Source organism: Plebeiibacterium sediminum, from assembly GCF_026013605.1.
Classification (GTDB): domain Bacteria; phylum Bacteroidota; class Bacteroidia; order Bacteroidales; family Marinilabiliaceae; genus Saccharicrinis; species Saccharicrinis sediminus.
On record NZ_JAPDPJ010000011.1, the window covers coordinates 1 to 23463 of the forward strand.

A 23463-nucleotide genomic window follows, 5' to 3' on the forward strand; every position below is an offset into this window, starting at 1 on the left:
CTTCTTTAAACTTTTTGTAATCAAATTCTTTTGTCATGAGGCAAAGTTATTTTCTTTTTAATCTATTATGACACAAAGTTTTGAACACTCTCAATAAAAATGGTTGTTTCGTAGTAAATATGGATCATCCGGCCTATGTTAACCTCTTCCCTTTTAATGTAAATATATTCGCAACCAATGTAAACTGTCATTGAGGCAGTGTCAACTGACATTGAAGCAGTGTCAACTGTCATTGAGGCAGTGTAACATGACATTGATTCAGGTCCGAAACGCTTTGTAAGCGATGCGAGTGCTATCCCATCACGTGAAACTGTCATTGAGGCAGTGCGACCTGTCAATGATTCAGGTCCGAAGGCTTTTGCAACCTTTACGAAGGTCTTTGTAACCAATACTAGATTTATCGGCAAAAATTAAATGTGTTTACATCCATTACAGATCACTTTTTTATGTGAATCAATAGTTGAAAAAAAGAATGATACTGAGACACAAAGGTAGAGAGCGTATTATATACATCACTCATCTAAATTAGAAAAAGAGCAGTAATCAAACTCCATTATTAGATAATTATCAAGTAGTTCACAGAGGTAAATCCTTACGGATTTAATGATTTTTTTTTAATAAACTCAGTGTCTCAATACCTCTGTGTTCATTTTTAACACTTGATTGACCTTATTCATCAATTTAGAGAACATGGCTACCATTATAGATTTGACCACTATCACTTGAAGACGACTTTACCTGCCTGCAATTCCCTATCCGCAAATAACAGAGGAATTGTTTTAAACAAAAAAAGGCTGTCCTTAAACCAGGGACAGCCTTCAACATCATGTAAAAACAATATTTTACTTATACTCAGCAAGTATATCTTTTACATCTTCAGGAGCTACTCTACCGTAAACTTTTTCACCTACTGTAACAACAGGTGCTAAGCCGCATGCGCCAACACAACGTAAGCTGCTTACAGAAAACTTACCATCGGGAGTTGTTTCTCCAACTTTAACATCCAGTAAGCGTTTAAACTCATCCAATACTTTTTCGGCACCACGCACATAGCACGCTGTACCCATACATATTGAAATAGGATGCTCTCCTTTGGGTGTCATGGTAAAAAATGAGTAGAAGGTAACTACACCATAAACATGAGCAATATTTACATTTAGTTGCTCCGCCACCACTTCCTGTACTTCAGCAGGCAGATATCCGAAGATTCCCTGAGCTGCATGCAATACATTTATTAATTCGCTTTTATCGTAATTAAACTTTTTGCAAACTTCTTTTAATTCCTGAACCTTACTTTCAGCTAATTTTATTTCGGCCATAACTGTTAGTCGTTATTAATTTTATTTTTCATTTATCTGACAGATTTCACCAGAACTTATCATTATTCGTTATCAACGCGTATAACTAAAGTTACGGATTCAATTCAACCTTATTTTTCTTATCAAAATAATGCGTATGAAGCAATTTATGTGACAATTCACCACAAGGCTCACCCAAAAATTCATCGTATAACTTAACAATAAATGGATTTTCGTGTGACTTACGAAGCGCTTTGCCTTCATCCTCACGATAAATAGCAGCAGCTCTTTTCTTAAGAATTGAGGTATCGCCATGGTGATATGGCTGACCAGCACCACCAATACATCCGCCAGGACAAGCCATAATTTCAATGGCATGAAACTCTGATCTTCCGGCTTGTACATCCTCCAACAACTTACGTGCATTACCCAAGCCATGTGCAATTCCAATTCTCAAAGGTAATCCATCAAAATCAATTGTTGCCGCACGAATACCGTCAAATCCTCTCAACTCCTTAAAATCAACCTTCGACAATGATTTTTTAGTATAAACTTCGTAAGCAGTACGTACAGCTGCTTCAATTACTCCACCTGTGTTTGCAAAGATAACACCAGCACCGGTTGATTCACCCATTGGATTATCAAAATCCTCATCATCCAGCTCTTCAAAGTTAATATTGGCACCTTTAATCATTTGTGCCAACTCACGGGTAGTAATAGAGAAGTCCACATCAGGATTACCATCTACGGCAAACTCTGGTCGCTGCGACTCATATTTTTTAGCTAAACATGGCATGATTGAAACCACAACCATATCCTCACGTTTGATGCCCATTTGTTCTGCCAAATACGATTTTGCTATGGCTCCGAACATTTGCTGAGGAGATTTTGCCGTTGAAGGAACATCTAACATATCAGGAAAGTTACTTTCAAAGAAGTTCACCCATCCCGGACAACACGATGTTAAAATAGGAAGCTTTACATTTTCATCACCATCCAGATGCTTTTGTAAACGACCCAACAATTCTGTTCCCTCTTCCATAATGGTAAGATCGGCAGCAAAATCAGTATCAAACACCTTATCAAAACCAATTTTACGAAGTGCAGACGCCATTTTTCCTGTAACCAGTGTTCCCGGTTCCAATCCAAACTCTTCACCTAAAGCAGCTCTTACCGCAGGAGCAGTTTGAACAATCACAGTTTTTGAGGGATCAACCAATGCAGCAATTACCTTGCGAGTGTTATCCACTTCGGAAAGAGCTCCGGTAGGACAAACAGCTACACACTGACCGCAATAAGTACAGGTTGACTTTTCTAAATCCATTTCAAATGCAGGAGAAACAACCGACTCAAAACCACGATTAATAGCCGACAAACAACCCACTGTCTGAATTTCGTTACATGCCATTTCACATCTGCGACACATGATACATTTATCCATATCGCGAATGATTGATGGTGATTTATCTTCCTTATAATGAGATTGCTCTCCTTCAAAAGGAATTTCACGGATACCTAGTTTCTGAGCCATGGTTTGAAGCTCACAATTTCCGTTCTTCACACATGTTAAACACTCCGCAGGATGATCTGAAAGAATCAACTCCATCACGGTACGACGGGCATTAACAACTCGTAATGAATGCGTATTAATATTCATTCCCTCCGAACACTCTGTTTTACATGCCGGAGCTAAATTTCTTCGTCCTTCAACCTCAACCACACAAATACGACAACCTCCCGGATTGTTTTCGTAATTCATATCGTGCAGTTTCATATGACAAAGCGTAGGAATCTCAACACCCACAGACTTTGCCGCTTCTAACAACGTAGTACCTTTTTCAACGACTACAGATTTGTTATCTATATTTAATTTTACAATATCCATTGTTTTATGAACTTTAAAGATTACTGGATGCTGATCGCATTAAATTTACATTTCTCCATACAGGCTCCACACTTGATACAAACAGCTGTATCGATAACATGAGGCTGCTTTTTATCTCCTGAAATAGCATCAACCGGACAAACCCGTGAACATAAGGTACATCCCACACATGTATCCGGATTAATCACATACTCCATCAGGTCTTTACACTGACCAGCCGGACATTTGCCTTCCTTAACATGCGCCAGATATTCCTCCGGGAAATTATCCATGGTTGACAATACCGGGTTTGGAGAAGTTTGACCTAAACCACACAGCGAAGTATCCTTAATTACATTACCCAGGTTACGTAAAATACCCAAATCTTCTTCAGTAGCATTTCCTTTGGTAATTTTATCCAGCATCTCATACAAACGCTTATTACCAATTCTACAAGGTGCACACTTACCACATGATTCCTCTACCGTAAAATCCAGATAGAATTTAGCAACCGAAACCATACAGTCATCTTCATCCATAACAATCATACCTCCAGATCCCATCATAGATCCACAGGCCAACAGATTATCGTAATCAATCGGAATATCAAGATGCTTTTCGGTTAAACAACCTCCGGAAGGACCTCCGGTTTGAACAGCCTTAAATTTCTTACCATCCTTAATTCCACCACCAATATCAAATATTACCTCACGTAAAGTAATACCCATTGGCACTTCAATCAATCCCACATTATTGATCTTTCCTGCTAAAGCAAAAACTTTTGTTCCTTTGCTTTTTTCAGTTCCGATGGCGCTAAACCACTCCGCACCATTATTTATAATTACCGGGATATTTGCTAGTGTTTCCACGTTATTTACGTTGGTAGGCTTTCCCTTGTAACCACTTACCGATGGGAATGGTGGTTTAACAGTTGGCTCACCTCTTAATCCTTCCATAGAATGAATTAACGATGTTTCCTCACCACAAACAAAGGCTCCTGCACCATAACGCAATTCAACATCAAAATCAAAACCGGTTCCGAAAATATCTTTACCTAAAACACCTAATTCTCTGGCCTGATCAATTGCAATTTTTAAGCGCTCAATAGCCAAAGGATATTCTGCACGTATGTAAATTAAACCATGATTTCCACCAATACAATATCCGCAAATAGCCATTGCTTCAAGTACTGAATGCGGATCACCTTCAAGAATAGAGCGATCCATAAATGCTCCGGGATCACCCTCATCGGCATTACATACCACATATTTCTCTTTTCCTTCAACATTATGTGTAATCTCCCATTTTAATCCTGTTGGGAAACCACCGCCTCCTCTACCTCTAAGGCCTGAATCTTTAATGATTTTAATGGCCTCTTCAGGAGTCATCTCTGTTAATACTTTTCCCAATGCAGCGTATCCTTCTCGAGCCACATATTCATCCACATTTTCAGGATTAATGAAGCCACAATTTCGTAATGCAATACGAATCTGTTTCTTATAAAAACCCATATGTTTTGAATCAGTTATATGCTCATTCTTTTCCGGATCGGTATATAACAAGCGTTCTACTTTTCTACCTTTTACAATATGCTCTGAGATAATCTCTCCGGCATCCTCAGGTTTTACCTGAACGTAAAATGTATTATCGGGGATCATTTTTACAATTGGTCCCTTTTCACAGAATCCAAAACATCCTGTTCGAACCACTTGAATTTCATTCTCCAGGCTGTTATCAACAACCGCCTGCTTTAAGTTTTCTACAATTTCTTCACCTTGCGAGGCACGACATCCTGTTCCTCCACAAACCAAAATGTGACTATTATACTTGGTCATGATTCAAAATTAGTTTTCGTTATCGTCTTCATTTGCAGTTGTGTAACTGACTGGAATAATTCCATCAACCAATTCACCTCCAATAATATGTTTGGTGATGATTTCATCAGCTTTTTTTGTATCCACATGTCCATATACCACAGGATCAAATCCCGGAATATGTACTTCAATTGTAGGTTCTGAATGACAGTATCCCATACAACCGGTTTGCGTCACAACAGCGTCAATAGAACGATTATCTAATTCCTCAATCAGATAATTCATGGTTTCTTTAGCACCTGAGGCTATTCCACAGGTTGCCATTGAAACCTTAATCTGAACCATTCTTTCAGGATGATCACTTTTTTCGCGAAGGGTCAGCCTGGACTGAAGCTGATCCCTCATCTTTTTGAGATCCTCTAAGGTTTTAACTTTTGCCATTTTGCGTTTATTATAGTTTGTAAATAGTTTTCTTTAGATTTTAGATGTGATTTTTAAGGGGCTCTATAGCTCCACTCCTATTTCTGTCAGATTTTCATCAACCATTTGTGTTAAAAACCGGACTACATTGGGTTGGGTAATATCCACTCCTTCTAATATTTGCTTAATTTCCCTGCTGTCCAACACAAACTGTTCTTTATCCAGAACATGGGTATAAACAAATTCTACCGAAGGGTTTCCGGATATCATAAGGCTGATTGTTGAGGGTAAATCCCCAAGTGGTGGTCTGTCTATGTGCGATCGCACAAAGGTTGCTTCAAGCGTTGTGCCTTCACCAATCTTTGATTTGATGATTAAAGCTCCGTCCGATAACTGAGCATTTTGCTGAAGAAGAGGAATTCCCAGTCCTACTTTTCTTGTTTTCCTTGAAGTAAAGAATGGATCCAATGCATTGGCAATCATCTTATCATCCATTCCACAACCGTTGTCCTTTACGATTAAAACAAGTTTATCATCTTTTGATTTTTCAATCACAGATACTTCTATCAGCGTGGCCTTTGCCCGAACTGAATTACCAATTATATCAAGTATGTGCATCGCTATATCTCGCATTACATCAAAACTTTAAACTGATACTTATTATTTTACGCCCATCTTCATTATGCAGGGCTTTCTTTATCTCATTAAAACCTGGTGCTTCCAGCAAAAAAGTGGAGTAACCTGCACCTATATCCTCAGGTACATGAGCATCTGAGTTTGTGAGAACCGGATAATTCTTTATCCAGCTATACCTTTCCAACACCTCTTTTAAGTTGGCTATACGGCTTACTTCAAGTGCTGACACCTTTAAATCAGGAGAAATAAATCCAAGCTGACTACTGACACTATATCTCGGCCTGTCAACATGAGCCGGAATAAAAATCCCATTTAAAGCTTCAACTTTATCGGCTACCTCATCAATCGACTGATCTAATCCAACTATTAACAGCCGATCCTCTTCTCCTAAAATATTACCTTCTGCATCAACCCAAACCTGATCGCCAAAAAGTTCAGGTTTATTTTGAATATAAGGCAAATGCTGATCTAAATAATCCTGAAATTCATCAAGCTGTTCATCTGTTTCAAAAAATGCCAGACAATGAACTTCTTCTTTTGTGTTTACCTCTGCTCCGCAAAGTACAAATACATCGTTTTGTTTTCCAATCTCTTTTATTAACCGACTTTGCCTGGTACTATTGTGATCAGCAATACCAATAATATCCAGATCTTTTTCTTTAGCCGATTGAATAATTTGCTCAGGACTCATTTCTAAACTTCCGCATGGCGAAAGAACCGTATGAATATGTAAATCAGCCCTGAATGCTTTCATTTTTTAACCATTTAATAACTGAAATAAAGTACCCGAGGCTTCAAACGTTTCCATGTCAGTTCCTAAAATCGGAATTCCCTCCTCGTTACTTTGTTCTATTGCTGCTTTCTCAGGCTTGTAGCCCTTTACCAGAATAATTGCAGCCACCTCTTTTAAAGAGGCAATAGCCATAATGTTTCTATGCGTTTGCAAGGTTATCCATACTTGTCCCTCATCCACATTTCCCATTACATCACTAAGCAAGTCTGAAGTGTAGGCTCCTACTACTTCATTATTTATTCCTTGTTCACCACAAAAAACCTTTAGGTTTAGCTTTTCCACTAAATCACATACCTTCATTTTTTGCTCCTTTTTTTCTACAGTCCTTATCTAATCGTTGTTTACCCCAGGTTTTTTCTATAATCCTTGTGGCATGTTCACTACTTAATTTTCTGTTCTTCTCCATCATACGCTGCATAAAAACACAATTAGACAGGTTTGCTTTTCGTTGAACAATATCTTCTGCCAATGACTGGCAACTGGGCGACCCGCAAGCTCCGCAATCTATTCCGGGCAAATAACACATTAAGTTACGAATTCGCTCCATCTTTTTCAATGCTTCAGAAAAATCCTGATCCAATGACATAGCCGGAAGCGGGTCTATTTTTGTGATAAATAAATCTTTATCCTGAAGAATATCTTTATGGTCCTTCAACTCATCTCCTTCAATCTCATTCTCAAGCTGACTGGCACGTATCTTAATCCGTTCCACAGTTAAAAACCGGTTTCCCTGTAATAAAGCGCCACCTGCACATCCCTGATCACAAGCTCTTAATTCAAGAAAATCCACTTCGGGTATATCATCATTCTCCAGCATTTCCAGAAACTCAATTACATTATGAATTTCATCAACTGAAAGCGTACGACCTTGCATGTGTTCAGCTTCACCATGCGATAAACTCCACTTCATGGCTTTACTCGACAAGTGAGGTAAAACAGGTAAATCCTTGAGAGAATCTTTCCTGTTTTTAATTTTATGATAGAGTTTATTGGATATATAACTCATATTGATTACACCATTAATCATATCGTTTGTATTTTGACCAAACCCTTTAATGGCTGCAATTTTAGCCGCACATGGTGTAATATAGAATATACCTATCTGATCGGTTGGAATGCCTTGATTACTCAGCATTTTTTTGTAAAAAGCTGCCGATGCATCCACCGGAGGTTTTACAGACGCAATATTATCAATTAGCGAAGGAAATTTAACCTGAATCAATCGTACTACAGCAGGACAAAATGTTGAGATCAATGGTTTTTCTTCACTTTGATCTATCTGCTCATTCATCAGATTATTGATGACATCTACCATATACTCAGCCTGAAAAACATGGGTAAATCCCAACTCTTTCATTTCGCTGAAAATCTCCTCTTCGGTAATTTGCGTAGGGAATTGTCCTGTAAATACAGCAGGTACTAATGCAACACGGCATTCGTAATCAAATATTTTTTCAAGGTCATCCTGTTCTACATAGATAGCATCAACCGGACAAACTTTTAAGCACTCTCCACAATCGATACAACGCTTCTTTAGTATTAATGCATTCCCATCATTGATGCGTATTGCATCAGTAGGACATACATTCATACAGTGTGTACAACCGTAACAAATATCTGTGTCAACCTTTAAGGCATGATATATTTGCTGCTTTCCCATTAACCCGCTATCTTATAAATAAGTTATCATTTCTACTGTTGTACCTTTATCCACCTCGCTGCTGACATTTAATTCGTCCACATTTTTCTTCATATTCGGAAGTCCCATTCCAGCTCCAAAACCCATTTCCCTGACTTTTGAAGAAGCTGTAGAATAACCTTCCTGCATAGCTAAATCAATATCAGGAATTCCTGGACCTTTATCATCCAAAACTATATGAATATGCTCTGAATTAATGGTTACTTTGATGGTTCCATTATAGGCATGTGCCACAATATTAACCTCTGCTTCATAAAGAGCAACAACAATTCTCTTTACTACTTTTGGGTTAACATTTAATTGCTTCAGTGTTTTTTTAACTGCACTTGAAGCATTTCCTGCCTTTGTAAAATCTCCGCCTTCTACTTCGTAAACAAATTCCATTGCACAACTAATAAACGGGTTCTAATCCAGCCTGATATAGCTTTCCTACCGCATTAAACATTGAATATTTACATTGAAGCAAAACCATATTATGCTCCTGAGCCAGTTTCAACATATCTTCAGATATCTGCTTATTTCTTACAAACAGGATACATTGCACATCAGCCATCTCCACAGTCCTGATGGTTTGCATATTAGCAAGACCCGTAATCAATATCATTTTATCAGTGTCCAGAGTAAGAACATCACTCATCAGATCACTGGCAAAACCACGCTCAATATTCGTTTCGATATAAGCTTCTCCGCATGCAATTGATGCATTCAGAACTTTAATAATCTCGCTAATTTTCATGTGTGTATAATATTCTTCATTGATTAAATGTAATACGCAAAAAAAACAATCACCCGCTATGTTGATAACATACTTTGGGGGCTTATTTCATTTAACAATTCAGCTTAATTCATATAAAACAATCCTGAGAAATTCAATTAAAGAAATTTTTCAAGAATTAACCTGCAAAATACAATGTATCAGATGAAAAAAAAAAGCTGAAACATAGCTTAATCGCAATACATAAACAATCTAAATAAACTATAAAAAGATTTAAATTAAATTTTCAACCCAATATGAATAATATACGAAAACAGGCCAACGTCCATCAACAATCACACATCTAATCTTCAACACCTTACACACTATTCAAAACATGAACACATCAACATCTCAAACCTTTGTTATACTTATATTTATTTATTTTGAAACGATATAAATTATATGTACTCAATTGAAACTTCTTTCAGAAACTTGTCCTCTAACAAAGCAGCGATTCTTTTTACTACAGATCGCCTGATTTCCAATTCAACAGGAAGGTTAGGATCCTGATGGGCTACATTAATTCTTGTTCCGTTGATGATGTGAATCTGATCACTCTCTAAAAACATTTTTACAACCTGATGCGCTGGTCCCCGACCTAAGGACTGGTCTTTTTCAAAGTGCTCAAGAACTCTCACAACTTTTCCCAGGGTTAAAATGCCTTCTGTTACCAGATCAATACCTTCCATTTGAGCAGCCGGAGGCAAATCCGGATCTAACATCTCTAAACTTGCGGCAAATTTAAGTCCCAGCTCCCTGGCTATTATTTCGGCTGTAGTTCCGCCACTAACAATCTTCTTACCTCCAAACTGTTGAACTTTCAGAGAGAAATCAGCATCTTTTTCTTCATCGTACGGAGGTCCTGTTACAAAGAGTAATTTTCGGGGTTCTCTTAAATATATAATCCCACACGAAGTATCATCAAGCGGACTTCCTCCATCATTTAACGAAGCCATATTTACAATCTTCCGGGTTAATTTTGAGGCTGAAATAAAGGGTGTGTTTTTCACACTTTTAATCACGTAATTTTCAACGGCTTCTCTTCCCCATCCAAATGGTAAAGTCTTTGATCCCATTCCGGATTGAACAATTCCATCCGACCAAAAGAAAATCCGGTCTTCTTTTCGCGCCTTAAAGTGGCAGGTATAAAGTTTCTTGCCTTTATTTTTTTGACTATCTAAAATAATTTCTTCCCAACCCGGATCAAAAGGCCGGTGTGTACGCATTATTAAACAGCGGGGATTATCATACTCAACAATTGTTGTACTACCATCATCCTCCACATCAATAATGGTAAAAGTAGAATAACTCACCTTACGAACACTACACACAGGAAGGGTGTTCATAATGATTTCTGCAGTTTTTTGAACCTCTTTATGCTCAATGGTAAAGTTAACTGCCATTGACGCAGTCAGTGTTGCCAGTACGTTGGCCTTTACTCCACTTCCCATCCCATCCGACAAAACAGCGATTGTTCTGCCATCTTCTTTAATACGACGAGAAATAAAAACATCACCACAAATGAATTCACCTCTGTGGTTATTCTGACTGCAGTTGATATCCAAATAAAAATCAGGTTCCTTAACTTCCATGACTATCCCCAATTTTTTGTGCTTCAATAATTGAATTCAGTACCTTTTCTGTTTTGGATGCACTTTCTCCCAGTAAAAAAGCAATCTGCTGAACAGTCTGCAAATTATCGCGGATAACAGACCTTGCTCTGTTTATGATTTCTTCCTTACGAACTTCAGGAGCTGTTAAATCACGAATAATACCACCAACTATTTTGTGTTTCTTGATGGCAAAAATGGATACATTCAAAATATTTTCACCAACTGATATATCTCTGTTTTTTACTTCCTGCCCGGTTTGCAATACGCTTGAAAATAGTTTACCAAATGGTAAAAGCGTATTGATATCTGCCCCTTTTAATCCGGGAATCACTTCATCAAGTTGCCTGGCATCCTCTCCCATCATTTCTACAAAACTCTGGTTGGATTCAATAATATTAAGATTGGCATCTACCATTACAACGCCGGCTCTTAATTTGTTTAACATCGCAGTCATGGTATCAGCAGCTTCCTGAGCTGCCTTTCCTTCTTTGCGAGCCAGTTCCTCACTCTCCCGTAATGCTTCTTTGGTATTTTTTAGTTTTTCATTTGATGAATGTACTTTATTGATATAAGTATGAAGACTCTTTATGGAATAGGAATAACACATTTCAAAATTTGTTAGACCCTGACAATAAGCTACAGCAAATTCTTTACACGATGGATACCCACAAGCCCCACATCCTAATTGATCCCTTATATCACTTTTACCCATATCATGTAACACTCTGTTCACTTCCTCTTCCGAGGGTTTGGGTAATCGCCTGTCTGTAATTTTAAAGGAACGGGAAAGATCCAGTTCGATAAATTCCTTCATATCAGCCCGCCACTGATCACAATCAATATCCTTCAATCGCTTTTCAACATACCGTACAATATCAGATTGCCGTGTAAATTTTTTTCCCCCCTGAGTCATTCCTGGCCCCATGGAACATCCCTCACAATAGTATAAATCGATATGCTGCCTCAGGTTACTCACCTCTGCAAACTCTTTTAAAGAACTAATAAAATCATTTCTTCCATCTGCTGAAATGACACTACTCTCCAGTAAATCCTGCGACATATCAACAGCCTGCCATAATCCGTGACTAATGGGATATAAGCCTCCTTTTCTACCTACAGGCGGATCAAAATCACTAAACTCAACGGATGATTCTGTCACATTATAGTTTTTAAACAACTGACGCAACTCCGTAAATGTAATTACTGCATCTACTCTGCCGTCTGTTTTTGTAAAACTTTTCACATCATCTTTAGCCGAAACACACGAGGTGATATAAACTACTTTGATGTCTTCTCCGTAACGCTTACGCATCACTTTTGACATGGCAATAAATGGAGGAACTATGGGAGCTAGATTATCAACCAGGTTAGGTCGGTACTTCTCAACAAAAGACCTGACCGGAGGACAATGCGTGGTTAAATAATATTTTCCCTGAAAATTTTTCAACAGCTCCTTATATTTTTGTGCCACCAGATCAACACCAAATGCAACTTCTCCAACCAAGTCAAACCCCAGGGCTCTTATCATGGCTACAAATTTCCTGTAATCAGATATATCGATAAATTCGCCGGATAAAGCCGGGTCGCAGATTGCTGCAACTCTTCCTTCTTCTTTTAGTAATTGCTCTACGTCAGTTTCCTCATTTCTGAAGTTAATGGCATTTTGTGCACAAACCACCACACAATTTCCACAACCAATACATTTACTATTGATAATATTAGCATGCTTATCTGCAATTTTAATTGCCTTTGCAGGACAAGCCCTGATGCAGGTAAAACTTAAATTACACTTCTCTTTATCTACTTCTATTAGTGGGGCCATTATCAAATCGTTTTATACATGAAAGTAATTTGCCAGAATATCATAAATCCCATCAGGAGTTACTAACGAGAACTCTTCATCATCTATTTTTAAAATCGGTCCTTTTTCGCAGTTGCCTGTACATAATTCACCTTTAAAAAACACCGACTTTTCAAGTTGATGTTCCGCCAGAAATTTTTTAACGATGGGCAACACTTCTTTATTTCCTCTCGAAAAGCAAGAACTTCCCATACATATGGTAATTGAATGCTCGTTTTGCATAGTTTCAATAAAATTAAAAATCACGATGATTTTTTGACCCTTGATTCTGTATCATTCTTCAAGAAGTTCAAAATACAAAAAATGACTGTCTGCACAAGGGCAGACAGTCAAATAATCCTTCTTATACTAGTATATCCAATCAATATCTATTTCGGGGAGTATAGGTAGTATGTAATAATTCATGTGACTTATGACCCAAAGGCTTTTTAAGAAATTCTTCATAGAGTTTAACCACTTCTGGGTTTTCATGTGATTTTCGAATCGGCATACCCTCATCTTCTCTGTAAATGGCTTCTGTTCTCCTTTTTCGAATTTCCATATTGGTTGGAATTGGTTGTCCTCCACCGCCTAAACAACCTCCGGGACAGGCCATAATTTCAATAAAATGATATTGAGCTTTACCATTGACCACACTATCCATTACTTTTTTAGCATTTGCCAATCCATGAGCAACACAAGTCTTCAATTCTACACCATCCAGAAAACTCCATTCCGGTAACGGATTTTCTATTTTAATGGCAGCCTCTTTTACTTCATCCATGCCTCTGACCGGAGTGATATTCAATCCATCAAACGGAACTTCTCTTCCTGTTACAATCTCGTAAGCTGTTCTGAGTGCTGCCTCCATTACACCACCTGTTGCTCCAAAAATAACTGCAGCTCCACTGGAAACACCCATGAACGAATCAAACTCTTCATTCTCCAAAGCTTTAAAATCGATCCCTGCCTGTTCAATCATCCGGGCCAGTTCTCGGGTTGTCAATACCAAATCAACATCTTTATAGCCACTTGAATGCATTTCAGGTCGATTAGCCTCGTATTTTTTAGCAGTACAAGGCATTATTGAAACAGAAACGATGTCTTCGGGATCAACTTTAATTTTATTGGCATAGTAGGTTTTAACCAATGCGCCAAACATCTGTTGTGGCGACTTGGCTGTTGAAACATTAGGTAATAACTGCGGATACATATGTTCGATGTATTTGATCCAACCGGGAGAACAAGAGGTTGTCATTGGTAACTTTACTTCCGGATCTTTATCAACCAAAGCACCTTTTAAACGCTGAAGTAGTTCGTTCCCTTCCTCAATGATTGTTAAATCTGCAGTAAAATCAGTATCTAAAACGGAATCAAATCCCAAACGTCTTAATGCAGCCACCATTCTTCCGGTAACAATATTACCTGATTCCATGCCTAGAGCTTCTCCCAGCGCAATCCGGACTGCAGGAGCGGTCTGAACCACCAAGTGCTTTTGTGGATTGTTAATGGCCGACCAAACTTCATCTATATAATTACGCTCAATCAATGCTCCTGTTGGACAACGGTTAACACACTGTCCACAGTTTGTACAAACCACTTCATACATCGGTTTTTCAAAGAAAGAAGCAATCTTCATTTTCTCACCCTTATAGGCCACAGATAATGCCCCTATATTCTGAAGCTGATCACATGAACGTACACAACGCTGACAGCGAATGCATTTGGAATCATCTTTAATGATTGATGGAGAAAAATAGTCAATCGTATAATTCTTTAATGCCACTAAATCAATTAACCCATCTTCCCCAATTAAATATTCTGAAGATAAATGTTGTAACTCACACACTCCATTTTTATAACACCTGGTGCACTCTGCCCGGTGTTCCGAAACCAATAATTCGATAACACTTTTACGGGCATTACGCACTTTTAAGCTATTTGTCAGAATTTCCATTCCTTCTGAAGCTGGTGTGGCACATGAGGGAACCAAACGATCACTTCCCATTTGTTCCACAACACAAACCCGGCAATTACCTGCTACACATAAATCTTCATGATAACACAAGGTTGGAATTTTTATATTGAGTTTTTTTGCCGCTTCAAGAATTGTAGCGCCTTTATCAACGCTAACTTGTATATGATCTATTGTTAAGTTTATTTTACTCATCATTCATTCTTTTATGATTAATAAATCATTTCTTCTTTAAAGTTCTCTACAATTGAGGAAAAGGAATTGGCCACGGACTGACCTAAACCACATTTTGCTGTCACTCTCATATTTTCGGCCAAACCCAATAGCTTCTCTAAATATTCAGAAGACTTTTCGCCCTTTTTAACAGCTTCAATACCCAATAAAAGCTGTTGCGTTCCAACACGACAAGGTGTACATTGACCACAACTTTCTTCAACAAAAAACTCCAGGTAATTATGCAAAACATTATACATACTTCTTGAAGAGTTAAAGATCATCATCGAACCTCCGGTTGGTAATGATACTCCGGTTAATTTACCCTGATAGCCTATTTTTGTATTTTCAAATTTCTTTCTGGGAACGCAAAATCCTGAAGCACCTCCTACCTGAACAGCTTTAGCATCTCCATCTCCAAAGTCTTCTACAAATTTTTGGAGAGACATACCAAATTCAAGTTCATAAATTCCGGGAATTGGAGTATCGCCAGATACGCTAAATACTTTCGATCCTCTTGAATCCTGCACCCCAAGATCCTTAAACTTGTCGGGTCCATATTTAAAAATGGAATAAGTATGTGCCAGAGTCTCTACATTATTAATTACGGTAGGCATTTTACGATAACCAGCTTGAGTTGGGAACGGAGGTTTATTTCTTGGTTCTCCCCTATGGCCTTCCATACTCTCAAACAATGCACTTTCTTCTCCACAGATATAAGCTCCGCTACCCAAAAATATCTTCACTCTAAAATCAAAGCCAATTTTATTTAGCAATACATGAAAATCATCAATTATCTCAGTCAACGGCTCTACCAAAAACTTATATTCACCACGTAAATAAATATACCCCTCATGCGCTCCAATCACCTTTGCACAAACAGCCATCCCGATAAGAACCTTTACGGGTACCTGACTCAAAATCTCACGATCCTTAAATGTTCCGGGTTCCCCTTCATCTGCATTGCATATCACATATTTAAAATCACCCTCAGCTTCTGATGCTAACTTCCATTTTAAACCAGTTGGATATCCGGCCCCTCCTCTTCCTTTCAACCCTGATATGATCAGATCATTTACAATATCCTGATTAGATCTTTTAAATGTCTTTGTAAGAATCTGTTCTCCATCCTGCTCATTCTTAAAAATGAGGTCTAACCTTTGTAGATTTTTCTTTGCCATAGCTATTTAGTTTAAATCAGGGTTTGACGTTTTTGATGTATCATTTAGCTTAATAGACTGTATTATCTCCCTCACTTTTTCCGGATTCAACTCTGTATAAGGTTCATCATTAATTAACATTGCCGGCCCCTTATGACACTGTCCTAAACAGTTTGTCTCCAACAATGTAAACTTACCATCCAGTGTAGTCTCTCCTAACTTAATTTTCAGACTTTTCTCCAGCTCCTGAATAATTTGATTCTTTCCATGCATCATACAGGTAATTGTTTTACACACTCTGATAATGTATTTTCCCATGGGACGGGTATTTAGAAAAGAATAAAATGAAGCTGTCCCAAAAACCCGGGCTGCTGAAATATCAAGCTCTCGGGCTATCTCTACCATTGCTTCCTCCGACAAATATTTATGTTGTTCAACGACCCCTTGCAAAATAGGCAGTAGGCTCTCTTGATATCGTCCATGCTTATCAGCCAACGATTTAACCAGGTTAGTTATTTCAGACATAGTAAGTGATTTTGGTATTAAACAACTTAATTAGAGAATTACTTCTTTAATAATTTAATACTTTTTAACAGTTGTAAAAGTGACGATTGTCATGTATTCTTATTTAGAAGAGGTAAAAGCTAGGTATTTAGGGAATACGTCTTCTTATCGCTTACTAATTTGAGATAAACCTTAAAACTTATATTTTTGCGTGAAATCAGCAAGTAGGCATGAGGAATAAGATATTACAGGAAAAAATAAATCAGGGGGAACATCAGCAGCAGGATTTTAAATTTGCGATTAATGACTCCAAAAAGATTGCTCGATCGTTAGCTGCTTTTGCCAATACTGATGGAGGCAGTTTACTTGTTGGAGTTAAAGACAATGGTAAAATTGCAGGTGTGGCCTCAGAAGAAGAATACTATATGATTGAAGCTGCTGCAAAAATGTATTGTAAACCACCTGTAAATTTTGAAGTATTAGAGTGGAAAAGTGAAGGGAAAACGGTGCTGGAAATAATTATTCCTCAAAGTGATGAAAAACCACATAAAGCACCTACCAAAGATGGAAATTATAAAGTTTACATTAGAGTCAAAGATCAGAATCTATTGGCAAATAAAATCTTATTGGAATACTGGAAAGCTCAAAAAAGAAACAAAAACCAATTATTACAACTTAATCCTCCTGAAAAATTTTTACTGGATTATTTATCTGAAAATGAATCCATATCCTTTACGCGCTTTTATAAGAAAGCGAATATATCCAGATATAAAGCTGAAAAAATTTTAGTCAGCTTGCTTTGTATGAATATTATTGAAATACATTTTACTGAAAAAGAGATATATTATACGCTTTCTGAAGAGCCAAATGAAGATGGTTATTCTTCCTTTGAATAAAGTAAATATTTATCACGTAATAAGGAATATTTCTTTAAATCAACTGCCCACTTTGCTCTTATTTCCTGTTCGGATAATCCATTAATAATATCCTCACTAAGTTGACTTTTTCCTGCTAAAAGATTAAACCATTTTACATCAAACTTAAAACCATCATTAGCTTTCAGTGTATTATAAAATTGCAGAAAATATTTTAATGAAAACTGATGCTTTAAAGATTCACTTCTTAGATCTACACCATAACATACTTGATCTTTCTGTTTTGGTGTTTTACTCATTCCATCAATACTCCTCGGTGTAAAAGAAAAGGATCCCAAACTTGAATCAGGGTATCCTATAACCTGAAAAGGAAAATATGTTCCACGCCCAATACTAATATTTGTGGCTTCAAAAAAACATAGTGAAGGGTATAAACGAACAGACAAATAATTGGGTAAATTTGGTGATGGCTTAACAGGTAAATCATAAGACATTTTATGATCCCAGTTTTTCATTTTAATTACAGTCAAATCACAATGTGTCTGATTTTCTAACCAGCCCTCTCCATTTATCATTTGTGCCAGCTCTCCAACTGTTAACCCATGTACTATTGGAATAGGATGCATTCCAACAAATGATTGATATTTTTTATCTAAAACAGGACCATCAAAATAGTCTCCATTAGGATTTGGTCTGTCTAAAACTATAAATTTAACGCTTGACTTAGCACATGCCTCCATCATATAGTGCATTGTACTTATATAAGTATAAAATCTTACTCCTACATCCTGAATATCGAAGACAACTACATCTAAATCCTGAAGCATTTCCACAGATGGTTTCCGGTTTTTACCGTACAATGAAACAATAGGTAAACCTGTTTTTTGATCCATATCATTTGCTACATGTTCCCCTGCATCCTTTTTACCCCTAAATCCATGTTCCGGTGCAAAAATCTTAACAACATTAATATCCTGAGCTATCAAAGTATCCAAAAGATGAACTCCCTGAACAAGTGAAGAATGATTCACTAATAAACCTACCCGTTTATCCTTTATAAGGGGAATGTACTCCTGAAAACTACTTGCACCAACTTTTATATGATTATCTGATATTAATTTGGCAGAGCAGGCAGAAAAATGGAAAACAATAACTAATAGGAATATTATACGGCGTACCATAAGGTAATAAATTAGAAGTAGTGTGTGAATGAAATGTAGTAGGACTCAATACTCAGAACCCTACTTTACATAATTTAAGCCTCAGGAGTTGTTCCACCAAAATTCATGGGAATATTTCCGGCTCCAGGGTGACCATCTTCTATATTCTTGATTGGTCCGTGTAATGATTCATACCTTTGAATATTATCTTTAAGAGCCATCATTAACCTTTTAGCATGCTCCGGAGTTACAATAACTCTTGATTTTACCTGAGCTTTAGGAATACCTGGCATTACTCTGATAAAATCTAATACAAATTCAGAAGGAGAATGTGTTATAACAGCTAAGTTTGAATAAACTCCCTGAGCCACATCTTCATTAAGCTCGATATTAATTTGGTTCTTATTTTTCTTATCGTCCATAATATTTTTTTATAAAATTATAAATCTCATTAAGATAAAAAAAGGGAAGCATAAAATACTTCCCTTTTGAATTATGATTTTGTAAATCAAATCTTAGTCTTCTTCAACTTCAGCTTTAGTCACAAGTTTATCAAATTCTTCTTGTGATCCAACTACTAAGTTGCTTAATGCACGTTGACCTGTACCTGCAGGAATTAAGTGACCACAGATTACGTTTTCTTTTAATCCTTCTAATTGGTCAATTTTTCCTGAGATGGCAGCCTCATTAAGAACTTTTGTTGTTTCCTGGAAGGAAGCAGCTGACATAAAGCTCTTAGTTTGAAGTGCGGCTCTTGTAATACCTTGTAATACCTGACTTGAAGTTGCAGGAACTGCATCTCTAGCCTCAACAAGTTTAAGATCTCTACGCTTCAACTGTGAGTTTTCATCTCTAAGTCTACGAGCTGTAATAATTTGACCAGCACGTAAATTTTCAGAATCACCAGGTTCAACAACCACTTTCTTATTATAGATATGGTCGTTTTCATGCATAAATTCTAATTTGTCAACAATTTGTTTTTCAAGGAATTTAGTATCACCCGGATCAACAATATCAACTTTACGCATCATCTGACGAACGATAATTTCAAAGTGCTTATCGTTAATTTTTACACCCTGTAAACGGTATACATCCTGTACCTCATTAACAATGTATTCCTGAACAGCTGTAGGTCCCATGATATGAAGAATATCTGAAGGTGTAGTAGCTCCATCTGACAATGGAATACCTGCACGTACATAATCATTCTCCTGAACAAGTATTTGTTTTGATAATGGTACCAAATACTTTTTAACCTGACCATTTTTAGAAGTAACGATAATCTCACGATTACCACGCTTGATTTTACCAAATGTTACTTCACCGTCAATTTCAGAAACAACAGCTGGGTTAGATGGGTTACGAGCTTCAAATAACTCAGTAACACGAGGAAGACCCCCTGTGATATCACCCGCTTTACCAATAGCTCTCGGTATTTTAGCAACGATTTCGCCAACTTTAACTTTAGCTCCTTCATCAACAGAAACGTGAGCTCCTACTGGTAAGTTAAATGTTTTAAGGATTTCTCCTGAATCATCAACTACTCTTAAAGCAGGGTTTTTAGTTTTATCTCTTGTTTCAATAATTACTTTTTCGCGGAAACCTGTTTGTTCATCAGATTCCTCTTTATAAGTAATACCATCAAGCATATTATCGAAACTAATAATACCTGATTTTTCAGAAACAATTACGGCATTATATGGATCCCATTCACTAATTAAGTCTCCAGCTTTAACCTCAGCACCATTTTTAATATACAGTTTAGAACCATAAGAAATTGGGTGGTTTGCTAAAGCAATACCTGTATTTTTATCAATAATACGTAATTCAGCCAAACGACCAATTACAATATCAATATCTTTATCTGTATCGTCTTTTGTAGGAACAGTTCTTAATTCTTCAAATTCAGCAATACCATCATATTTTGCTACGATGCTGTTTTGAGAAGAAATGTTACCAGCGGTACCCCCTACGTGGAACGTACGAAGTGTAAGCTGTGTTCCTGGCTCACCGATTGACTGTGCTGCAATAACACCAACTGCTTCTCCAATATGAACAAAGTTTCCTGTTGCCAGGTTACGTCCGTAACATTTAGCACAAACTCCAACTTTAGATTCACAAGTAAGTACAGAACGGATTTCAACTCTTTCTAGAGGAGAATCCTCGATGATTTTTGCTTTAAATTCATCAATCTCTTCACCTGATTTTACAATCAACTCACCAGTAGATGGATGGTAAACATCATGTACAGAAACTCTACCAAGAATTCTTTCATATAATGTAGCAACTACATCTTCATTATTCTTAATAGCTGTTGCTGTTAAACCTCTTAATGTTCCACAGTCATTTTCTGTAATAATAACATCCTGAGATACATCAACCAAACGACGTGTTAAGTATCCTGCATCGGCAGTTTTAAGAGCCGTATCCGCAAGACCTTTACGAGCACCGTGAGTAGAAATAAAGTACTCAAGTACTGAAAGTCCTTCCCTAAAGTTAGAAAGAATTGGGTTTTCAATAATCTGACCACCCTCAGCTCCTGACTTTTGAGGTTTTGCCATCAGTCCCCTCATACCTGATAACTGACGAATCTGCTCTTTAGAACCCCTCGCACCTGAATCAAGCATCATGTATACTGCATTAAATCCTTGATTATCGGTACTCAATTGTTTCATCAGCGTATTTGTCAAACGGGCATTAACATGCGTCCAAATATCAATGATCTGGTTGTAACGTTCGTTGTTCGTAATGAATCCCATGTTATAGTTATTCTTTACTTCTTCAACTTCAGCATATCCCTCTTCAACCATTTTGGCTTTAGCTTCAGGAATAATAACGTCACCAAGGTTAAATGAAAGACCTCCTTCGAATGCCATTCTATAACCTAAATTCTTAATATCATCAAGGAAATCAGCTGTACGTGGAGTACCACAAATTTTCTGTACTCTACCAATGATATCTCTCAATGCTTTCTTAGTCAATACTTCATTAATAAATCCTGACTCTCTTGGAGCAAATTCATTAAATAAAATACGACCTACTGTTGATTCTATAATTTGAAGCTCAGGTACTCCGTCTTTATTTAAGTCGTAACCTTTCACTTTTACACCAGCATGTAAATCAACTTTTCCTTCATTATAAGCAATCTTAACTTCTTCTAATGAATAAAAAGTTAAACCTTCACCTTTTGCACCTTCACGAGCTTTAGTCATATAGTAAAGCCCAAGAACCATATCCTGAGATGGTACAGTAATAGGAGCACCATTTGCAGGGTTTAAGATATTCTGAGAAGCCAACATTAACATCTGAGCTTCAAGAATAGCAGCATGTCCTAAAGGTAAGTGAACAGCCATCTGGTCACCATCAAAGTCGGCGTTAAATGCCGCACAAGCTAATGGGTGTAACTGAATCGCTTTTCCTTCAATTAACTTAGGTTGGAATGCCTGAATACCTAAACGGTGAAGCGTTGGGGCACGGTTTAGTAGTACCGGATGTCCTTTCAATACATTTTCAAGGATATCCCAAACTACAGGGTCTTTTCTATCTACAATTTTCTTAGCAGATTTTACTGTTTTTACAATTCCCCTTTCAATTAACTTACGTATAACAAAAGGCTTGTAAAGTTCCGCTGCCATGTTCTTTGGAAGACCACATTCGTGCATCTTCAACTCAGGACCTACAACAATTACAGAACGTGCAGAATAATCTACCCTTTTACCTAATAAGTTCTGACGGAAACGACCTTGCTTACCTTTTAAACTATCACTTAATGATTTTAAAGGACGGTTTGCATCCGTTTTAACTGCATTAGCTTTACGTGAGTTATCGAATAATGAATCAACAGATTCCTGAAGCATACGTTTTTCATTACGTAAGATTACTTCCGGAGCTTTGATTTCAATTAATCTCTTTAAACGGTTATTTCTGATAATAACCCTTCTGTATAAGTCGTTAAGATCTGATGTAGCAAATCTACCACCATCCAAAGGTACTAATGGGCGTAATTCTGGAGGAATAACAGGTACAACCTTAACAACCATCCATTCAGGACGGTTTCTTCCTACAGATTCACGGAAAGACTCAACAACCTGAAGACGCTTAAGTGCTTCATTTTTTCTTTGTTGAGAAGTTTCAGTATTTGCTTTGTGTCTTAACTCATAAGAAAGACCATCCAAATCTAATCTTGATAAAATCATATGAAGTGCCTCAGCACCCATTTTAGCAATAAATTTGTTTGGATCATCATCTTCTAAATATTGATTTTCTTTTGGAAGTGTATCAAGAATATCTAAATACTCTTCTTCAGTAAGAAAATCCATATATTGAATTCCATCCTCGGATTTAATACCAGCCTGAATTACAACGTAACGCTCGTAATAAATGATAGAATCAAGTTTTTTAGTTGGTAAACCAAGTAAATAACCAATTTTATTTGGTAAAGATTTGAAATACCAAATGTGAGCAACAGGTACAACTAAAGAAATGTGTCCCATTCTTTCACGGCGCACTTTCTTTTCTGTTACTTCAACACCACATCGGTCACAAACAATACCACGGTATCTAATTCTTTTATATTTACCACAGTGACACTCATAATCCTTTACTGGACCGAAAATTCTTTCACAGAATAATCCGTCTCTCTCTGGTTTATAAGTTCTATAGTTAATGGTCTCTGGTTTTAAAACCTCACCACTTGATCTTTCTAAGATTTCTTCTGGTGAAGCTAACCCGATAGAGATTTTTGTAAAATTACTCTTTACTTTCTGATCTCTTCTGAATGCCATATGTCAACGTCTTCTATTAATTTTAAAACAAATAAGGCAATCATTGAATAATGCAATG

20 protein-coding genes are annotated in these 23463 nt (G+C 37.1%); 1 reads left to right on the plus strand and 19 read right to left on the minus strand.

Annotated elements, in window-relative coordinates; all coding sequences use genetic code 11:
- Positions 1-842 precede the first annotated feature (842 nt).
- The 16 genes from OM075_RS06850 to nuoE form a co-directional block, all read right to left on the minus strand.
- Positions 843-1319: an NADH-quinone oxidoreductase subunit NuoE family protein gene (locus tag OM075_RS06850; RefSeq protein ID WP_301189747.1), complete on the minus strand. Its 477-nt coding sequence runs from the start codon at positions 1317-1319 to the stop codon at positions 843-845.
- Positions 1320-1410: 91 nt separating this feature from the next.
- On the minus strand, positions 1411-3183 hold the full coding sequence (locus tag OM075_RS06855; RefSeq protein WP_301189748.1) for an NADH-dependent [FeFe] hydrogenase, group A6: 1773 nt from the start codon (positions 3181-3183) through the stop codon (positions 1411-1413).
- Between the two features lie 20 nt (positions 3184-3203).
- Positions 3204-4997 (minus strand): NADH-quinone oxidoreductase subunit NuoF, encoded by a 1794-nt coding sequence (locus OM075_RS06860; protein ID WP_301189749.1) that lies wholly within the window; start codon positions 4995-4997, stop codon positions 3204-3206.
- Positions 4998-5006: 9 nt separating this feature from the next.
- Positions 5007-5417 carry a (2Fe-2S) ferredoxin domain-containing protein gene (locus OM075_RS06865; protein WP_301189750.1) on the minus strand — a complete coding sequence of 137 codons (411 nt, stop codon included), beginning with the start codon at positions 5415-5417 and terminating at the stop codon, positions 5007-5009.
- Between the two features lie 63 nt (positions 5418-5480).
- Entirely contained in the window at positions 5481-6029 is a 549-nt protein-coding gene (locus OM075_RS06870) for an ATP-binding protein (protein WP_301189751.1), read from the minus strand.
- Between the two features lie 4 nt (positions 6030-6033).
- Positions 6034-6786, minus strand: coding sequence for a PHP domain-containing protein (locus tag OM075_RS06875; protein WP_301189752.1), 753 nt, complete (start codon positions 6784-6786; stop codon positions 6034-6036).
- Positions 6787-6789: 3 nt separating this feature from the next.
- On the minus strand, positions 6790-7125 hold the full coding sequence (locus OM075_RS06880; RefSeq protein WP_301189753.1) for a DRTGG domain-containing protein: 336 nt from the start codon (positions 7123-7125) through the stop codon (positions 6790-6792).
- Positions 7112-8485, minus strand: coding sequence for a [Fe-Fe] hydrogenase large subunit C-terminal domain-containing protein (locus tag OM075_RS06885; protein WP_301189754.1), 1374 nt, complete (start codon positions 8483-8485; stop codon positions 7112-7114). Before OM075_RS06885 ends, OM075_RS06880 begins: the two co-directional genes overlap by 14 nt.
- Before the next feature lie 12 nt (positions 8486-8497).
- The gene (locus OM075_RS06890; RefSeq protein ID WP_301189755.1) at positions 8498-8908 is read right to left on the minus strand and encodes an ATP-binding protein; all 411 of its coding nucleotides are present in this window, start codon (positions 8906-8908) and stop codon (positions 8498-8500) included.
- Between the two features lie 7 nt (positions 8909-8915).
- Positions 8916-9260, minus strand: a complete 345-nt coding sequence (locus tag OM075_RS06895) for a DRTGG domain-containing protein (protein WP_301189756.1) — start codon at positions 9258-9260, stop codon at positions 8916-8918.
- Positions 9261-9679: 419 nt separating this feature from the next.
- On the minus strand, positions 9680-10873 hold the full coding sequence (locus OM075_RS06900) for a SpoIIE family protein phosphatase (protein WP_301189757.1): 1194 nt from the start codon (positions 10871-10873) through the stop codon (positions 9680-9682).
- On the minus strand, positions 10863-12716 hold the full coding sequence (locus tag OM075_RS06905; protein WP_301189758.1) for a [Fe-Fe] hydrogenase large subunit C-terminal domain-containing protein: 1854 nt from the start codon (positions 12714-12716) through the stop codon (positions 10863-10865). The genes OM075_RS06900 and OM075_RS06905 overlap by 11 nt, the downstream gene beginning before the upstream one ends.
- A 12-nt stretch (positions 12717-12728) precedes the next feature.
- On the minus strand, positions 12729-12977 hold the full coding sequence (locus OM075_RS06910) for a (2Fe-2S) ferredoxin domain-containing protein (protein WP_301189759.1): 249 nt from the start codon (positions 12975-12977) through the stop codon (positions 12729-12731).
- A 139-nt stretch (positions 12978-13116) separates the two neighbouring features.
- Positions 13117-14904: an NADH-dependent [FeFe] hydrogenase, group A6 gene (locus OM075_RS06915; RefSeq protein WP_301189760.1), complete on the minus strand. Its 1788-nt coding sequence runs from the start codon at positions 14902-14904 to the stop codon at positions 13117-13119.
- Between the two features lie 17 nt (positions 14905-14921).
- Positions 14922-16103, minus strand: a complete 1182-nt coding sequence (locus OM075_RS06920; RefSeq protein WP_301189761.1) for an NADH-ubiquinone oxidoreductase-F iron-sulfur binding region domain-containing protein — start codon at positions 16101-16103, stop codon at positions 14922-14924.
- Positions 16104-16109: 6 nt separating this feature from the next.
- On the minus strand, positions 16110-16607 hold the full coding sequence (gene nuoE / locus OM075_RS06925; protein WP_301189762.1) for an NADH-quinone oxidoreductase subunit NuoE: 498 nt from the start codon (positions 16605-16607) through the stop codon (positions 16110-16112).
- Positions 16608-16816: 209 nt separating this feature from the next.
- Here nuoE and OM075_RS06930 point away from each other — a divergent pair, with 209 nt between their 5' ends.
- Positions 16817-17482: an AlbA family DNA-binding domain-containing protein gene (locus OM075_RS06930; RefSeq protein WP_301189763.1), complete on the plus strand. Its 666-nt coding sequence runs from the start codon at positions 16817-16819 to the stop codon at positions 17480-17482.
- Here the strand turns inward: OM075_RS06930 and OM075_RS06935 are convergent.
- From OM075_RS06935 to rpoC, 3 genes are all read right to left on the minus strand, one after another.
- Positions 17464-18642 (minus strand): exo-beta-N-acetylmuramidase NamZ family protein, encoded by a 1179-nt coding sequence (locus OM075_RS06935; RefSeq protein WP_301189764.1) that lies wholly within the window; start codon positions 18640-18642, stop codon positions 17464-17466. The two genes, OM075_RS06930 and OM075_RS06935, sit on opposite strands and share 19 nt — an antisense overlap.
- 74 nt (positions 18643-18716) lie before the next feature.
- A complete protein-coding gene (locus OM075_RS06940; protein WP_301189765.1) occupies positions 18717-19043 on the minus strand; it encodes a DUF3467 domain-containing protein in 327 nt (108 codons plus the stop codon).
- A gap of 93 nt (positions 19044-19136) precedes the next feature.
- On the minus strand, positions 19137-23405 hold the full coding sequence (gene rpoC / locus OM075_RS06945; RefSeq protein WP_301189766.1) for a DNA-directed RNA polymerase subunit beta': 4269 nt from the start codon (positions 23403-23405) through the stop codon (positions 19137-19139).
- Positions 23406-23463 lie beyond the last annotated feature (58 nt).